This is a genomic window from Nocardioides alkalitolerans DSM 16699 (genome assembly GCF_000426525.1).
Taxonomy (GTDB): Bacteria; Actinomycetota; Actinomycetes; order Propionibacteriales; family Nocardioidaceae; genus Nocardioides; species Nocardioides alkalitolerans.
The window spans coordinates 319142-333914 of sequence record NZ_AUFN01000011.1 but is presented as its reverse complement, the minus strand read 5'-3'; the positions used below and the strand labels follow the sequence as shown (position 1 = coordinate 333914).

General features: G+C 73.6%; 13 protein-coding genes. 11 read left to right on the top strand and 2 right to left on the bottom strand.

The window, feature by feature from the left end; all coding sequences use genetic code 11:
• The first annotated feature begins 170 nt into the window (after positions 1–170).
• From mftF to K329_RS0108240, 3 genes are all read left to right on the top strand, one after another.
• Complete coding sequence (gene mftF, locus K329_RS25540) at positions 171–1685, top strand: mycofactocin biosynthesis glycosyltransferase MftF (protein WP_211225775.1); 1515 nt, start codon at positions 171–173, stop codon at positions 1683–1685.
• Between the two features lie 120 nt (positions 1686–1805).
• Entirely contained in the window at positions 1806–4169 is a 2364-nt protein-coding gene (locus tag K329_RS29460; RefSeq protein WP_052336556.1) for an ATP-binding protein, read from the top strand.
• 121 nt (positions 4170–4290) lie between these two features.
• Positions 4291–4689: a VOC family protein gene (locus tag K329_RS0108240; protein ID WP_028472662.1), complete on the top strand. Its 399-nt coding sequence runs from the start codon at positions 4291–4293 to the stop codon at positions 4687–4689.
• Between the two features lie 72 nt (positions 4690–4761).
• On the opposite strand, the gene K329_RS29455 is transcribed toward K329_RS0108240, so the two are convergent.
• Positions 4762–7266 carry a BNR repeat-containing protein gene (locus K329_RS29455; protein ID WP_052336555.1) on the bottom strand — a complete coding sequence of 835 codons (2505 nt, stop codon included), beginning with the start codon at positions 7264–7266 and terminating at the stop codon, positions 4762–4764.
• A 251-nt stretch (positions 7267–7517) separates the two neighbouring features.
• Here K329_RS29455 and K329_RS25525 point away from each other — a divergent pair, with 251 nt between their 5' ends.
• The 7 genes from K329_RS25525 to K329_RS0108200 all read left to right on the top strand — a co-directional run bounded on the left by K329_RS25525 (position 7518) and on the right by K329_RS0108200 (position 13755).
• Positions 7518–7961 carry a hypothetical protein gene (locus tag K329_RS25525; protein WP_084541111.1) on the top strand — a complete coding sequence of 148 codons (444 nt, stop codon included), beginning with the start codon at positions 7518–7520 and terminating at the stop codon, positions 7959–7961.
• Between the two features lie 52 nt (positions 7962–8013).
• Positions 8014–8688 carry a TetR family transcriptional regulator gene (locus K329_RS0108225; RefSeq protein WP_245596489.1) on the top strand — a complete coding sequence of 225 codons (675 nt, stop codon included), beginning with the start codon at positions 8014–8016 and terminating at the stop codon, positions 8686–8688.
• Positions 8689–9011: 323 nt separating this feature from the next.
• Positions 9012–9974, top strand: a complete 963-nt coding sequence (locus tag K329_RS0108220) for a TIGR01777 family oxidoreductase (RefSeq protein ID WP_245596487.1) — start codon at positions 9012–9014, stop codon at positions 9972–9974.
• A 72-nt stretch (positions 9975–10046) separates the two neighbouring features.
• The gene (locus tag K329_RS25520) at positions 10047–11291 is read left to right on the top strand and encodes an LCP family protein (RefSeq protein WP_052336554.1); all 1245 of its coding nucleotides are present in this window, start codon (positions 10047–10049) and stop codon (positions 11289–11291) included.
• Positions 11292–11377: 86 nt separating this feature from the next.
• Complete coding sequence (locus K329_RS0108210) at positions 11378–11821, top strand: SRPBCC family protein (protein WP_028472659.1); 444 nt, start codon at positions 11378–11380, stop codon at positions 11819–11821.
• A gap of 127 nt (positions 11822–11948) precedes the next feature.
• Positions 11949–13406, top strand: a complete 1458-nt coding sequence (locus tag K329_RS0108205; RefSeq protein WP_028472658.1) for a hypothetical protein — start codon at positions 11949–11951, stop codon at positions 13404–13406.
• Between the two features lie 160 nt (positions 13407–13566).
• Positions 13567–13755 carry a hypothetical protein gene (locus K329_RS0108200; RefSeq protein WP_028472657.1) on the top strand — a complete coding sequence of 63 codons (189 nt, stop codon included), beginning with the start codon at positions 13567–13569 and terminating at the stop codon, positions 13753–13755.
• 6 nt (positions 13756–13761) lie between these two features.
• Here K329_RS0108200 and K329_RS25515 read toward each other — a convergent pair whose 3' ends face one another.
• Entirely contained in the window at positions 13762–14391 is a 630-nt protein-coding gene (locus K329_RS25515; RefSeq protein ID WP_043642562.1) for a PepSY domain-containing protein, read from the bottom strand.
• 226 nt (positions 14392–14617) lie between these two features.
• Here K329_RS25515 and K329_RS30790 point away from each other — a divergent pair, with 226 nt between their 5' ends.
• The gene (locus K329_RS30790; RefSeq protein ID WP_157571633.1) at positions 14618–14767 is read left to right on the top strand and encodes a hypothetical protein; all 150 of its coding nucleotides are present in this window, start codon (positions 14618–14620) and stop codon (positions 14765–14767) included.
• Positions 14768–14773: the final 6 nt, after the last annotated feature.

Genomic DNA, 14773 nt, shown 5'->3' with positions numbered 1-14773 from the left:
CCTGGGACCTGATGGGGGTGGCGCTCCCCAGCGACGCTAGGAGTGACGTGGGCCACTGCGACAGACGAGGATCCGGATACGGGTCGCGTGGTGAGGGGCTCCCCTCTCCGACCGGGCAGGTGGCGCCGTCACGGCGGCGGGCGCGGCGCACGACCCCGTACGGTGCGGTCGTGACCACGACGCAGGGAGGCCCGGTCGAGCCCGCGAGCCCGCCCGGCCCCACGGGGGTCGCGCTCCCCCGGGGCTTCCGCGTGCGGCTCTCGCCCCGCACCCGGGTGCTCGACGGCGGCGGCCTCCTCGTCGGGGGCACGGCGACCGGGGTGCTGCACCTCAGGCCGGCGGCCGTCGGACGCCTGGGCACCGACCGCTCGCTGGTCGCGGACGACGCGGTCGGGGCCCAGCTGTGCCGGGCGCTGCTCGACCGCGGGTTCGCGGACCCCGACCTGGATCCCTCTCCCGCCCCGCCCACCGGTGGGTACGGCGAGGTGACCGTCGTCGTACCGGTGCACGACGACGCCCCGCGGCTGGCGCGGCTCCTCGACGTGCTGCCCGACGGCCTCGCGGTAGTGGTGGTCGACGACGCCTCCGCCGACCCCGACGCGCTCGCGCGGGTGGTGGCCGCCCGGGCGGAGCGCCTCGACGTCCGGCTCCTGCACCACGCCACGAACCGCGGACCCGGCGCCGCCCGCAACACCGGTCTCGCGGCGGTGGGCACGCCGTACGTCGTGTTCTGCGACGCCGACGTGCGCCCCGTCGACGGCTGGCTCGAGCGGCTGCTGGCCCACTTCGCCGACCCGGCGCTGGCGCTCGTCGCCCCGCGCGTGCTCGGCGAGCCCACGGCTCCGGGTGAGCGGCCGACCTGGCTGTGGCGCTACGAGCAGGCCCGGTCGTCGTTGGACCTGGGACGCGTCGCGGCCGCCGTGCGTCCGGGCGGCACGGTCTCCTACGTGCCCAGCGCCTGCCTCGCCGGGCGCACGGCGTCGCTCGCGGGCGGGTTCGCGGAGGCGCTGCGCGTCGCCGAGGACGTCGACCTCGTGTGGCGCCTCACCGCCGCCGGCTGGCGCGTGCGCTACGACCCGGAGGCGGTCGTCCGCCACGACCACCGCACGGCCTGGGGCCCGTGGCTGCGCCGCAAGGCCTACTACGGCACCGGCGCCGCCGAGCTGGCGCGGCGGCACGGCGACGCGGTCGCCCCGATGGTGCTCACGCCCTGGACGGCGGCCCTCACCGTCGCCGTCCTCGCGCAGCGCCGGTGGTCGGCCCCGGTCGCGCTCGCCGTCACCGGCACCACGACGGTGGCGCTCTCCCGGCGCCTCGGCTCGGCGCACCGACCGCTCCTGACGTCCGCCCGGCTGGTCGGCGGCGGCGTCGTCGCCACCGCGTCCCAGACGGCCGGCTCGCTCACGCGGCACCACTGGCCGCTGGCGGTCGCCGCGGCCGTCGTGTCGCCCCGGGCCCGCCGGGCTCTCGTGGTCGCCGCCGTGGCGGAGGCCGTCGCCGACCACCGGTCGGTGCGCCCGGACCTCGACGTCGTGCGGTACGGCGTGGCCCGTCGGCTCGACGACGCCGCGTACGGCGCGGGCCTCTGGGCCGGCGCCTGGCACGGGCGCAGCGTCCGAGCGCTGCTCCCCCGGGTGGTCGGGGTCCCGGACCGCGTGTCGCGGCTGCTGCGCCGTACCCGCTGAGGCTGTGGCCGCGCGCACGGACAAGCCTGGAGCATTCGGGCCCGCGCCCCCGGGGAGTGGTCCACAATCAGCACGGGACGGCGGCGCGACCGTGCGCGGCCGAGGGAGAGAGTGCAAGGCGTGGAGCGCTGGCCGCTGTGGTGGTGGGGCGCGCTGGTGACGGGCATCGCGGCCGTCGCCGTCGTGCACTTCATCGAGCCCGAAGGTCCCGTCGGGCAGGCCACCTACCTCCTCGTCACCGTCGGCGCCCCGGTCGTCGGAGCGATCGGCACCCGCCGTCGCCCGCCGGGGCAGCGGCTCGTGCCGGGCCTGGTGACCCTCGGCCTCGCCACCTTCACCGTGGGCGACCTGGTCTGGTTCGCCGACCGCTGGTTCGGCGGCGTCCCCCAGGTCTCGCTCGCCGACGCCTTCTGGACCGCGAGCTACCTCGGCCTCGGGGCCGCCCTCTTCCTCACCGTCGTGGCGCCGCGCGACGACGTGGACGAGGCGGGCGGGGAGCTCGGGGCCACGGATGCCGCGGGCCCCCGTCGACGGATCGACGTCGACGCCGTGATCGACAGCCTCACGGTCGTGGTGGTGGCGGTCATCGTGCTGTGGACCGTGCTGGTCGGAGACCTCGTGGGCGAGAGCGACGTCTCGGCCACGACGCGCGTGGTCCGTGGCGCCTACCCGGTGCTCGACGCGGTGCTGCTGGCGCTGGCGGTGCGGGCGCTGCTCGTACGTCGTACCCGGGCCGGTGTCGGGCTGCCGCTCGCGCTCGGCGTCGCCTACTGGATGGCGGCCGACATCGGCTACCTCGTCTTCGCCGTCTCCGGCGCCAACGAGCGCACCCTCGACGTGCTCTGGATGCTCGGCTGCTCGCTGATGGCGGTCTCCGTCTGGATCGACACCCCGGTGCGGCCGGCGACCGCGGCCGCCCCGTCCGACACCGGGCACGTCGGCCGTCTCAGCATCGCCACGCTCCCGCTCCTCGTGCCGGCGGCGCTGGCCGTCGTCGAGTCCCGCGACGACTCGGGGCGCAGCACCGTGGTCCTGCTCGCCGGGTTCCTCGCGCTCCTCGGGCTCGCGTTCGCCCGCACCCACCGACAGCTGCGCTCCGAGACCACGGCCCGGCAGGAGACCGCGCTGGCCCGCGACGCCGCGCTCGCCGCCTCCCGGGCGAAGTCCGAGTTCCTCACCACCATGAGCCACGAGATCCGCACGCCCATGAACGGGGTGCTCGGCCTCACGGCGCTCCTGCTGACGACCGAGCTGACCCCCGAGCAGCGGCAGTACGCCGAGGGCGTGCGCGTCGCGGGCGACACGCTGCTGGCGCTGATCGACGACATCCTCGACCTCTCCAAGGTCGAGGCCGGCCGGATCGACCTCGAGTCCATCGACTTCGTGCCCGCCCTGGTCGTGACGGAGGCCGCGTCGCTCGTGTCGGACCAGGCCTGCCGCCGGGGCGTGACCCTCGAGGTCGACGTCGACGCGGACGCCGCCCTCACCGTGCGCGGCGACCCGGGCCGGCTCCGCCAGGTGGTCGTGAACCTGCTCTCCAACGCGGTGAAGTTCACGACGGACGGGAGCGTCACGGTCACCCTCACCGCCCGCCCGGTCGACCTGGAGCGCGCCGAGGGGGACGCGGCCGGCGACCCGGAACGCGCCCCGGACGGTGACCCGGAGGACGGAGCGCTCGCCCTGCGCCTCGAGGTCGTCGACACCGGCATCGGCATCGAGCCCGACGCCCGCGCCCGCATCTTCGCGCCGTTCACGCAGGCCGACTCCTCGACCACCCGCGAGTACGGCGGCACCGGCCTCGGGCTGGCGATCTCCCGACGGCTCGTCGACGCCATGGGCGGCACGCTCGACTTCGACTCCCGCCCGGGCGAGGGCTCGACGTTCTGGGTCGAGGTCACCCTCCCGCGGGTCGCTGCGCCCGTCGCGGCCGCCCTGGCCGAGTCGCTGGCGGAGCACCCGGCCGAGCCGTCCGACCTGCCGGGGCCGACACCGGCGCGCCCCGTCGACGCGCTCGTGCCGGCGCTCGTCGCGCCCGGCGCCCCGCCGGCGCCGGCGACGCCCGCCCCGACCGCCACCGTCACCGTCGCCCCCGCCCGACCGCGGGTGCTCGTGGTCGACGACGACGAGATCAACCGCGTGGTCGCGACGGGCATGCTGAAGCGGCTCGGGTACGACGCCGACGAGGTCCCGGGCGGGGCCGAGGCCCTGGCCGCGATGACCGCGGCCGGCGGCGCCGCGTCGTACGCCGCCGTGCTCATGGACTGCCAGATGCCGGTGATGGACGGCTACACCGTCACGCGGGAGTGGCGGACGACCGAGGGCCTCGGGACGCCCCGGCTGCCGATCATCGCGATGACCGCCAGCGCCGTCGAGGGCGAGCGCGAGCGGTGCCTGTCCGCCGGGATGGACGACTACGTGACGAAGCCGGTGACGCCGGCCTCCATCGGCGCGGCGCTCACGCGGCACGCGCTCCCCGTCGGCTGACCGCTCCCCTCCCTGCCCGGTCGGCCAGGCCCGGCGGGCGAGTGCCTGCCCGCCCGGGGAGTGTGCGGCGCACCCGGGTCGGCGACGGTGGGAGGACCGTCCGCCGCACGAAGGAGTGCCCATGCCGTTCCCTCCCCTCGCCCACGCCGCCGTCACCGTGACCGACCTCGAGCGCAGCACCCGCTGGTACGCCGCGCTGTTCGGCGCCGACCCCGTGCTCGACGAGGACGAGACGACCGGCGGGTTCCACCACACCGTCTTCGCCCTCGACGGCGGCCAGCTCTTCGGTCTGCACACCCACCCGGCCGGGGCGGAGGGCACGTTCGACGAGCACGTGACGGGCCTCGACCACCTGGCCTTCGCCTGCGCGGACCGCGCCGAGCTCGAGACCTGGGCGGGCCGGCTCGACGAGCTCGGGATCAGCCACGGCGGGGTCGTCGACGCGCACTACGGGTCGGGCCTCTCGTTCCGCGACCCCGACAACATCGCGCTCGAGTTCTTCGCCCCGCCGGCCGGCTGAGGCGGCGCTGCTGAGCGAACGCGAAGAGGCGGCCGACCCGAAGGTCGACCGCCTCTCCTGGGGTTCAGCGGGTCACGGTCGGCCGGACACCGTCGTCCACTGCCACCACGACCGGACGGTCGCGCGGTACGCCGGGTCGTCGGGCACGAACGTCACGCTGACCTGCCAGCTGCCCGTGGTGGGCACGGCGGGGGTCCACATGCGGGTCGTGGTGCCGCTGTAGCGCCACGAACGCGCGATCACCTGGGCCGTGCCGGCCTTGCGGATCGTCACGTACGCCGTGCCGCTGACGCGCGTGGCGTCCTCGCCGGCGTAGAAGATCGTGAACGGCTTCGCCGTGCCCACCCGACCGAAGCGCCAGGGCGCCCCGACCGTGAGGCTGGAGCCGACACCGATCGAGCCGGGCTCCGGGGTCACCGGGGGCTCGGGCTCCGGGTCGACCGGCGGCACCTCGGTCTCCTCGCCCAGCAGCACGACCTGCAGCGTGCTGCCGTCACGCGGCCACTCGTCGCGCGGAAGGTCGCGGTTCTCGGGCAGGGTCTCCCAGCGCAGCACGTAGCGGCCCCGGTCGGTCGCCGGCTCGGCGCCGTCGCCGCGGTCGCGCGTGACGTTGACCTGCAGGTCCTCGACACCCTCGTACGGCGTCCGCACCTCCGAGAGGTCGCCCGGGAGGGCGGGGGTCGGCGTCTGGGCCAGGGGCTCCAGGTCAGGGTCGATGACGATGCTCTGGCGCACGCCCGAGCAGGCGAAGTTCACCTGGACGTTGCCGTCGGCGAGGAGCTCCGAGCCGAGCATCTGGACCTCGAAGACGAGCGTGCCGCCGCCGCCGAAGCTCCAGCGTCCCTCCCAGTCGCTGATCTGGTTGATCTTCCAGTCGGCGGGGTCCGCGGCCGGGGTGGCCGCGTACAGCTGCGAGTGACCGTCGGCGTCGTACTTGTGGTAGCTGACGAGCACCTCGCCCTCGGCGGTGAACCCGATCCGGGCGTTGCCGTTGAGCAGACCGGCGAAGTCGGGGATCGGGTCGACGACGTCGCCCTCGCCGTACGTGAAGGGGGTGCTCAGGGGCTCGCCGGCGGCGTCGACCCAGTTGACCAGGTCCTCGCTCTTGGCGTAGGTGAGCATGCTGTTCGTCGCCGCGTCGGGCGTGTCGCGCCAGACCCAGAGCAGGTGGAACATGCCGTCGGGGCCGAGCGTGGGGCCCTGGAAGTAGGAGTTCCAGGTGCCGTCCGGGTTCTCGGCCGAGCCCTGGCCGTCGAAGAACGGCTGGTCGATGAGCCGCACCCAGGCGCCGGCCTCCTCGTCGTACACGTTGAAGTAGGTGACGCCACTGCCGCTGCCGCCGTTGCGGTGGCTGAAGACGAGGCTGCCGTCGAGGCGGTTCACGAACTCCGGGTAGGTCACGCTGTTCTCGGTGGCGGCGTCGACCATGACCGGCACGCGGGTGAGGGTCGCGATGTCGCCGCCGGGAGCGGTCTTGAAGTACGCGAGCCGCACGTTGTGCATGTTGCCGGACACGTGGAGCGTGCCGTCGCGGTCGAGGCCGAGCGAGATGTAGTTGTGGCTGTCCCAGCCGAGGCGCTCGGGGAGCTCCTGGTAGGTCCACTCGCCGTCGGGGAGCGTCCGGTGCGCGATCACCATCGTGCGGTCGACGTCGTAGAAACCGACGTACTGGTCGTCACCGCGGGTGAGCAGGTCCTGGACCACGAACATGCCGGCCCAGGTGAGGCCGAGGTCGCTGGTCTCCAGCACCTCGTTGCCGTCCTGGGGGAACTCGTAGCTGCCGTCGGCCTGGTCGCAGACCAGCGGGCCGGGCGGCTGGACCGCGGGGGTCGAGGTGGTGACCTCGAAGGAGTCGGCACGCAGGTTGTCGGTGACGGTGTAGAGACCGGCACGACCGCCGACGAGGGCGACGTCGGTCGGCACGGTGACGGTGGTGTCGACGAGCACGCCGCCGTCGGCGTCGACGATCGACCCCGAGAGCTCGTTGCCGTCCCGCGAGAGGGTCGCCACGACGCCGTCGTGGCCGGGGAGCGAGGCCGGGCCCGTGAAGGTGCCCTCCTTCAGCACCTGGACGGTCGAGCTGCCGGTCATCTTGAGGAGGTGCCAGCGACCCGTGCCCGGGTTGCCCGAGGTCGCCGAGGTCGTGAGTCGCAGCAGGTAGTAGGAGAGCGAGCCGCTCGTGCTGCGCACGTTGCCCGCCACCCCGCTCCACTCCCGGCCCGTGGCCGGGGCGTAGGGCTGGACGCGCACGTCGGCGCTGACGCTCCACGTGGCGCCGAGCTCGACACCGTCCTGGGTCGTGACGTTGTTCTGCGCTCCGGTGACCGCGTTGAGCGCCTCGCCGTCGGTGATCTGCCACGTGCCCCGCGGGCTGGTCCAGCCGTTGCCCAGCCCGGCGCTGCCGTCGGTGGTGCGCTCGAAGTCGTCGGTGAACGTGACCGTCGCCGAGTCGTCGGGCTCGGCGGCCGAGACCGCCAGGGGGCTCGAGGCCGCCCCCGCCAGTGCGGTGGCGACGACAGCGACCAGGGCGGTGGCGGCCCGCCGAGGTCGGGACGGGCGATGGAGGAACGAGCTCATGGATGCTCCGGTGGTCGAAGGTAGTAAATCGATTTAACGCGGCCGTGATCCCCACCTTTGCACACGAAAGTGAGCCATGTCACCTCCGATCCGACGCCGCCGAGGCCGTCCGCGGAGCTCCCGGAGGTGGCCTATGGGATCCGCTCCCCACGACGGCAGGCCGACCAGACCTGGCGTATTGAACATGTTCAAAACTAGCCGTACAGTCGGGCCGAGACCATTTTCGAACACGTTCGACTCTAGGAGATCCCGTGGACTGGACCGTCACCACGTACCTCGGCTACCTCGCCATCACCCTCCCGATCACGGTGTGGGTCGCCCGCACGCTCTTCACCAACGGCGCGGCGTTCCTCGCCGACGTCTTCGACGGACGCACCGACCTCGCCGCCGCCGTGAACCACCTGCTCGTCGTCGGCTTCTACCTGCTCAACGTCGGCTTCGTGCTGCTCTTCCTGCGGGTCGGCGATCCCGTGCCGGACGCGGGCGCGATGCTCGAGGCGCTGAGCGTGAAGGTCGGCGTCGTGCTGCTCGTGGTGGGCGCCGTCCACTTCCTCAACATCGTGCTCTTCAACTCGATCCGGAAGCGCCACGGCGTCGAGCAGGCGCAGCGCGCGACCGCCGGCGCCTCCGCCCTCCGAGGCCCCGGGCCCGGCCAGGTGGGTGGCTACCCGCCGTACCCCGCTCCGGGTCGGTGACCGCGGCGTGCACCCGCGCGCACCGCGGGCCCCGGTGACTACCCTGGCTCCCGTGCCGACGCCCGCCCCCCGCTCCGCCAAGGCCGAGGCCACGCGCGCCGGCATCGTCTCGGCCGCCATGCGCCTCTTCAAGGAGGGCGGGTACGACGCCACCACCATGCGGGCCGTGGCCGACGCCGCCGGGGTCTCCCTGGGCAGCGCGTACTACTACTTCGCCTCCAAGGAGCACCTCGTCCAGGGGTTCTACGACCAGATCTCGGGCGAGCACCAGGAGGTCGTGACCGACGTCCTGGCCGACGAGACCGCCTTCGCCCCCCGGCTCGCGGGCGTGCTCGAGCGGTGGATCGACCTCGCCGCGCCGTACCACGACTTCGCCGGCACGTTCTTCCGGAACGCCGCCGACCCCCGCAGCCCTCTCTCGCCCTTCTCGCCCGAGTCGGCGGCGGCCCGCGAGGCCTCCGTCGCGATCCACCGCGAGGTGCTCGCCGGCTCGGACCTCAAGCTGCCCGCCGCGCTGCGCGAGGAGATGCCCGAGCTGCTCTGGCTGCTGCAGATGGGCATGGTGCTCTTCTGGGTCTACGACTCCTCCGACGACCAGGCCCGCACCCGCGCCCTCGTGCGCGGTGTCGTGCCGCTCGTCGATCGGCTCGGGCGACTCACCCGCCTGCCCGTCGTGCGCGGCGTCGCCGGCGACATCGCCGCGCTCGCCCGGTCGCTGCGGGACTGACGCGCGACCTCGGCCCCAGGCGCGGACTCCAGCCACCGCATCCCGCGGGCCTCGGTCCGCACCCCATCGACGGCCCGCCCGCCGCGGACTAAGGCCAGCCGATCCCGCGGGCCTCGGTCCGCACTCCATCGACGGCCCGCCCGCCGCGGACTAAGGCCAGCCGATCCCGCGGGCCTGGGTCCGCACCCTCCGCGTCACCGGGGACCTCTCCGCACACCCACGCTTCGCCCACCCCCGAGCCACCCCGCAACTGCGTTCTTGAACACGTTCATTTTACCCTCGAGCCTCTTTTGAACGCGTTCAATTCATCCTAGGCTGACGTCATGTCTCCCATGAAGATCGTCATCCCCGGTGGCACCGGCCACGTCGGTGGCGTCCTGCGTCGGGCGCTCGTCGCGCAGGGTCACGAGGTCGTCGTCCTGAGCCGTCACCCCCGCCCCCTCGAGCCGGGCGTGCGCCACGTGGAGTGGGACGGGCGGACGCTCGGCCCGTGGGCCGACGAGCTCGACGGCGCCGACGCCGTGGTCAACCTGGCCGGTCGCACGGTGAGCTGCCGCTACACCGACGAGCACCTGCGCGAGATGATGGACTCGCGGGTCGAGTCCACACGGGTCGTCGGCGAAGCCGTGATGAAGGCCGAGCGCCCGCCACGGGTCTGGCTGCAGATGAGCACGGCGACGATCTACGCCGACACCCGCGGTCCCGCCCACGACGAGGCCACCGGCGTCATCGGCGGCGACGAGCCGCACGTGCCCCTGTACTGGGAGTACAGCGTGCGGATCGCCCGCCGCTGGGAGGCGGCGCAGCAGGAGGCCGACCTGCCCGCGACCCGGCGGGTGGCCCTGCGGACCGCGATGGTGATGGGCACCGAGCGTGGGGGTGTGCTCGACTACCTGCTCTGGCTCGCCCGGCTCGGCCTCGGCGGCCCGGTCGCGGGCGGAGGCCAGTACGTGTCGTGGATCCACGCCGACGACTTCGCCCGGGCGGTGCTGTTCCTGCTCGAGCACGACGACCTCGACGGACCCGTCAACCTCGCCGCGCCCGGACCGCTGCCGCAGCGCGAGCTGATGCGCGGCCTGCGTCGGGCGTGGGGTCGCCGACCGGGCCTGCCGGCCACCCGCTGGATGGCCTCGATCGGCGCCTTCATCCTGCGGACGGACCCCGAGCTGCTGCTCAAGAGCCGTCGCGTCGTGCCCGGCCGGCTGCTCGACGCCGGCTTCACCTTCGACCATCCGCGGTGGGACGGAGCGGCCGCCGACCTGGTGCGGGGCGTACGGGCTCGCTGACCTTCCCGGGCGGCGCGGGGCGTCGGAACGTAGGTTGGGGGCCGACACCCCTCACCTCCACCGGGAGCAGCCGTGCCACAGGACCCCGCGTCGAGCGCCGCCGACCGCCGTACCCGCCCGAAGCGGCGCGCCCGCGGCAAGCGACGCCACACCGTGCTGCGGGCCGTCGTGGCCACCGCGGCGGTGCTGGCGCTCGTGACCACCCTGACCGCCGCGTTCGCCTACCGGCAGCTGGGCGCCAACATCGACACCTTCGCCGACTCGGAGCAGCGGATGGGCGAGCGGCCCGACAAGGAGGCCGCCGACACGCCCCAGGAGCCGCTCAACATCCTGCTCGTGGGCTCGGACCTCAACAACCCCGAGGAGGGCGCGCGGTCCGACACGGCGATCGTCATGCACGTCTCAGGCGACCGCGACTTCGCCTACGGCATCAGCCTGCCGCGCGACGCGCTCGTCGACCGCCCCGACTGCGAGCTCGAGGACGGCGAGGTCGTGCCGGGTGAGGAGATGGTCATGTTCAACACCGCGTACGACGAGGCCGACGCCATCTGCACGGCCCGCACGGTGGAGTCCCTCACCGGCATCTACGTCGACGCCACCGTCGAGATGGACTTCGGCGGCTTCGAGGACATGGTCGACGCGATCGACGGGGTCGAGATCTGCCTGCCCGAGCCGATCGAGGAGAGCCGCTTCAACGACGCGCTGCCCCGCGAGGGCACCTTCACCGCCACCGGCGAGGAGGCCCTCATCTACGTGCGCGAGCGCCACCAGCTCTCGATCAACGGCGACGTCGGCCGCATGAAGCGCCAGCAGGCCTTCCTCGCGTCGATGGCCAACAAGGTGGTGTCGGCGGAGACGCTGACGAACCCGTCGCGGATCACCGGCTTCCTCGAGGCGGTCACCGGGTCGATGACCATCACGGAGGAGTACCGCGACCTCGCGAAGCTCGGTCAGCTGGGCCTGCAGCTCAACGGGATCGGCCTCGACAACATCACGTTCCTGACGGTGCCGAGCGAGGAGTGGGTCGAGGACCCGAACCGCCTCGTGTGGACCGACGAGGCCGACGACCTGTGGACGCTGGTGCGCACGGACCAGCCCCTGACCCCGCAGTTCCTCGAGGGCTCCATCGGCGCCGAGGAGAGCGGGGGCTCCGTCAACACCGGTGGGCCCGCTCCGGCCCCCACCGGCAGCGCGTCGGACGCGCCGACGACCGGCACGTCCGACGACCCGAGCGACGACTCGGCCGACGACCCGACGACGTCCGCGCCGGAGGGCATCGACGCCGAGGAGTTCGCCGACCAGAACGGCCTCTGCTGAGGCCCGCACCGGCTCGGGCCCCCGCCGTACGGGCGACGGCCTGAGCCACCATCACCCACCACCACCCCGACCTCGAGGAGACGACGATGGCCCAGGTCACCGCCACCACCCACACGCACCTGTCCGTCCCGCCGGCCGTGGCCCTGGACGCGCTGAGCGACTACACGACCGTCAGGCCCGCGATCCTGACCGACAAGTACACCGACTACTCCGTGGTCGAGGGCGGCATCGGCTCCGGCACGGTCGTCACCTGGCGGCTGCACGCGACCGAGAAGCGGGTGCGCCACGTGCTCGCCGACGTCACCGTCGACGGCAGCGAGGTCGTCGAGACCGACCGGCACTCGACCATGGTCACGCGGTACGCCGTGACGCCCGACGGCTCGGGCAGCGAAGTCACCGTGACCACCACCTGGAAGGGCGCCGGCGGCATCGGCGGCTTCTTCGAGAAGACCTTCGCCCCCAAGGGGCTCGCGCGCATCCACGACGAGCTGCTCGCGAACCTCGCCTCCCGGCTGGGCGGCCGCGCCTGACCCTGGCGCAGGTTTCCGGCAACGTTTCGTCATTTCCCCCTCCTCTTCCCGCGCCCTCGGTTACTTTTCGCGCACGAGCTCGGGACAAGCCGTCCCGAGCTCTGTCGCGCCAGGGGAACGAGGGGAAATGCGCAGGATCATCACGACGGGCGTCGTCGCCGCAGGGTCGGCCGCGCTCGTGGTCAGCGGGACCGGGTTCGGCACGCCGGCCCAGGCCGCGTCGAGCGGGATCACCATCACGGACGTGTCCTACGCGGAGGCGGAGGACATCGACTACGGCTACGACCTGCCGTTCGTCGACGCCAGCTGCGGGTTCGTCGTCGAGTTCACGGACAGCACGCCCGGCGCCTTCTACGAGGTCGCGCTCTCCCCCGCGGTGGACGTGTACACCTGGGCCGACTACGACCGTCGCTCACGCACGGGCCAGGCCTGGGTGGACTGCGGCTACGCCCCTGACGCACTGGTGAGCGGCCAGACCTACACGGTCACGATCCAGGAGTACGACTCCCGCGAACGCCTGGTCGGCTCGACGACCACCGAGGTCGCCTACCAAGAGGTCGGCGCACCCACCGCCGCGCGCCTCGAGGTCGGCGGCGTGGAGGCCGTGGACACGCTGCCGACGGGGGTCCCCATCGACATCGCGTACGACGGCGAGTGGGAGCCCGGCACGACCTTCCACACGGTCGTCAGCTCGATCTCGCCCGAGGACCTCGAGGACGACGGGGGCTACTGGTTCGAGTCCTTCCGCGCCGGCGCCGACGGGCGCGGCGCCCTCGCCCGTGAGTCGGGCTCGGCCTCGGCCAGCGTCGTGAGCGACGACGACTGGCCCTTCACCACGATCCTGTCGCAGACGGTGACCGGCAACGCCCCCGTCTCGCGCTTCCGGATCCCCCACCACCTCGGGGGCGAGATCGCGCTGGTGTCGATCCGCGCGGAGAAGGCCGGCAAGGCCCCCGTGCTGGTCTGGTTCGACGAGATCGAGATCGTCACCTCGGCCCCGACGCAGCAGTTCCCCGCCGCCTGGGTGCGCACCCCGGGCGCCAAGTCCGGGGCTGCGTTCGCCGGCACGCCCGTCGGTGTCTCGGCGCCGTCGTTCACCCACACCGGCACCGTCGCCGAGCTGCGGCCGTACTACCAGTGGTACCTCGACGGGGCGGTCATCCCGGGCGCGAAGTCGCGGACCTACACGCCGCCGGCCAACGCCATCGGCCGCACGCTCACGCTCGGCATCGCGTTCGCCGCGCCGGGCTACCTGACCCGCACCGGCTCCTTCAACTTCGGCACGGTCGGCCAGCGCTCCGTGCCCGCGGCCTGGGTCCGCACGCCGGCCGTGAAGTCCGGTACGGCGCGGGCGGGCAGCACGGTGTCGGTCTCGGCGCCGGTCCTCACCTCGACCGCGGTGGCCCAGGGCACCAAGGTCTACTACCAGTGGTTCCTCGACGGCCGGGCGATCCCGGGCGCGAAGTCCCGCACGTACACGGTCACCAGCGCCGCGCGCGGCAAGACGCTGACCGTCGGCATCGCCGTGGCCAAGCCGCTCTGGAAGCCGCTCAACTCGACGTTGTCCTTCGGCAAGGTCCGCTGACCGCTCCCGCACAGCCCGCTCCACCGCAGCACCGCACGGCCGCGAGCCGCGTCCCCTCGGGGGCGCGGCTCGCGTGCGTCGTACCGGGGTTCACCCAGGGTTCACCGGGACGGCGGCCGACGGTCGGTCAGGTAGTTGAGGAGTGTACGACACTCGGGGCATGGTCGCCTTCCTCCTCGTGCTGGCCGTCGGTGGCCTCGCGCTCCTCGCGGGCTCGGCGGCCGCACTGCGGCTCCAGGCGCGGGGACGCGGTCCCTCCCCCACCCAGATGCGCCTCGGGATCGTCCTCGTCGTGGCCGCGGTCGCCGTCGCGACCGGGTTCATCGTCCGGGCCGAGCTGAGCGAGTAGCGCGGGTCAGTCGCGGACGGCGGAGATGACGCCGAGGTCGGCGTCGAGGGTGACGTCCCAGTCCTGGTTCTGCGCGTCGCGGACCTCGACCTCGAAGGCCTCGCCGGCGTCGTCGCTGCGGTCGACGTCGACGGCGGTGCCGCCCTCGACGGCGGCCTCGGCCGCGGCGGCGACCTGGGCACGCTCCTCGTCGCTGATGGGCTGGTCGTCGGCGTCGCCGGTCGGCGCGGTGCCGGGCGAGGTGCTGGAGGACGCGCTCGGGTCGGCGCTCGGAACCGCACCGGCGCCGGAGCCCTGGCCGTCGTCACCGCGGTCGCCGCGGCCGTCGTCGTCGGCGCGGCTGCTGATCACCTCGAAGTCCTCGTCGAGCAGGACGTCCCAGGAGAGGCCGTCGGCGTCGACGACCTCGACGTCGTAGAGACGCGAGCCGCCCTCGTCGGTGTCGTCGTCGACGTCGGCGTCCACGGCCCGGCCGCTGCCGACCTCCTCGACGGCGGCGGACTCGGCGCGCTCGCGGTCGTCACGGCTCAGGTCGTCCCCGTCGCCGCTGACCGCCCAGAAGATGCCGCCGGCGGCGAGCACGGCGACGACCGCGATGCCGGGGACGAGGACGCGCTTGCTGGTGACCTTGCTCATGACTGTTTCCTCCAGGGTGGTGGTGTCCCGGGGTGGTGCACCCCGTGGCGATGGCACCACTGTGCGACGCCCTCGCTGAAGCGGACCTGAAGGCACCTGAAGGCGCGTTCAGGAAGGCGTGGGCAGGGGGTGAGGTACCTACGGCCACGCGCCGGAGGCGTGCGGCCCGCGACACAGCGTGGTCGATCGCTGCCATCCCGTGGCACCGATCGGACACACTCCGGGCGTGCGCGACCTGGGAACGACGTCCGGGGTGGTCCGGGCCTGGTACGACGACCACGGCTGGGGCGTCCTCGGCTCCCCGGACACGCCCGGCGGCTGCTGGGCGCACCACCGTCGTCGTACGACGGCGTCGACGCCTTCCGGTCGACGCTGACCATCG

Coding starts and splice junctions, on each gene's coding strand:
- K329_RS0108240 (WP_028472662.1), top strand. CDS start 4,291: ATGCCGTTCCCTCCCCTCGCCCACGCCGCCGTCACCGTGACCGACCTC.
- K329_RS29455 (WP_052336555.1), bottom strand. CDS start 7,266: ATGAGCTCGTTCCTCCATCGCCCGTCCCGACCTCGGCGGGCCGCCACC.
- K329_RS0108220 (WP_245596487.1), top strand. CDS start 9,012: ATGTCTCCCATGAAGATCGTCATCCCCGGTGGCACCGGCCACGTCGGT.
- K329_RS0108210 (WP_028472659.1), top strand. CDS start 11,378: ATGGCCCAGGTCACCGCCACCACCCACACGCACCTGTCCGTCCCGCCG.
- K329_RS0108205 (WP_028472658.1), top strand. CDS start 11,949: ATGCGCAGGATCATCACGACGGGCGTCGTCGCCGCAGGGTCGGCCGCG.
- K329_RS0108200 (WP_028472657.1), top strand. CDS start 13,567: ATGGTCGCCTTCCTCCTCGTGCTGGCCGTCGGTGGCCTCGCGCTCCTC.
- K329_RS25515 (WP_043642562.1), bottom strand. CDS start 14,391: ATGAGCAAGGTCACCAGCAAGCGCGTCCTCGTCCCCGGCATCGCGGTC.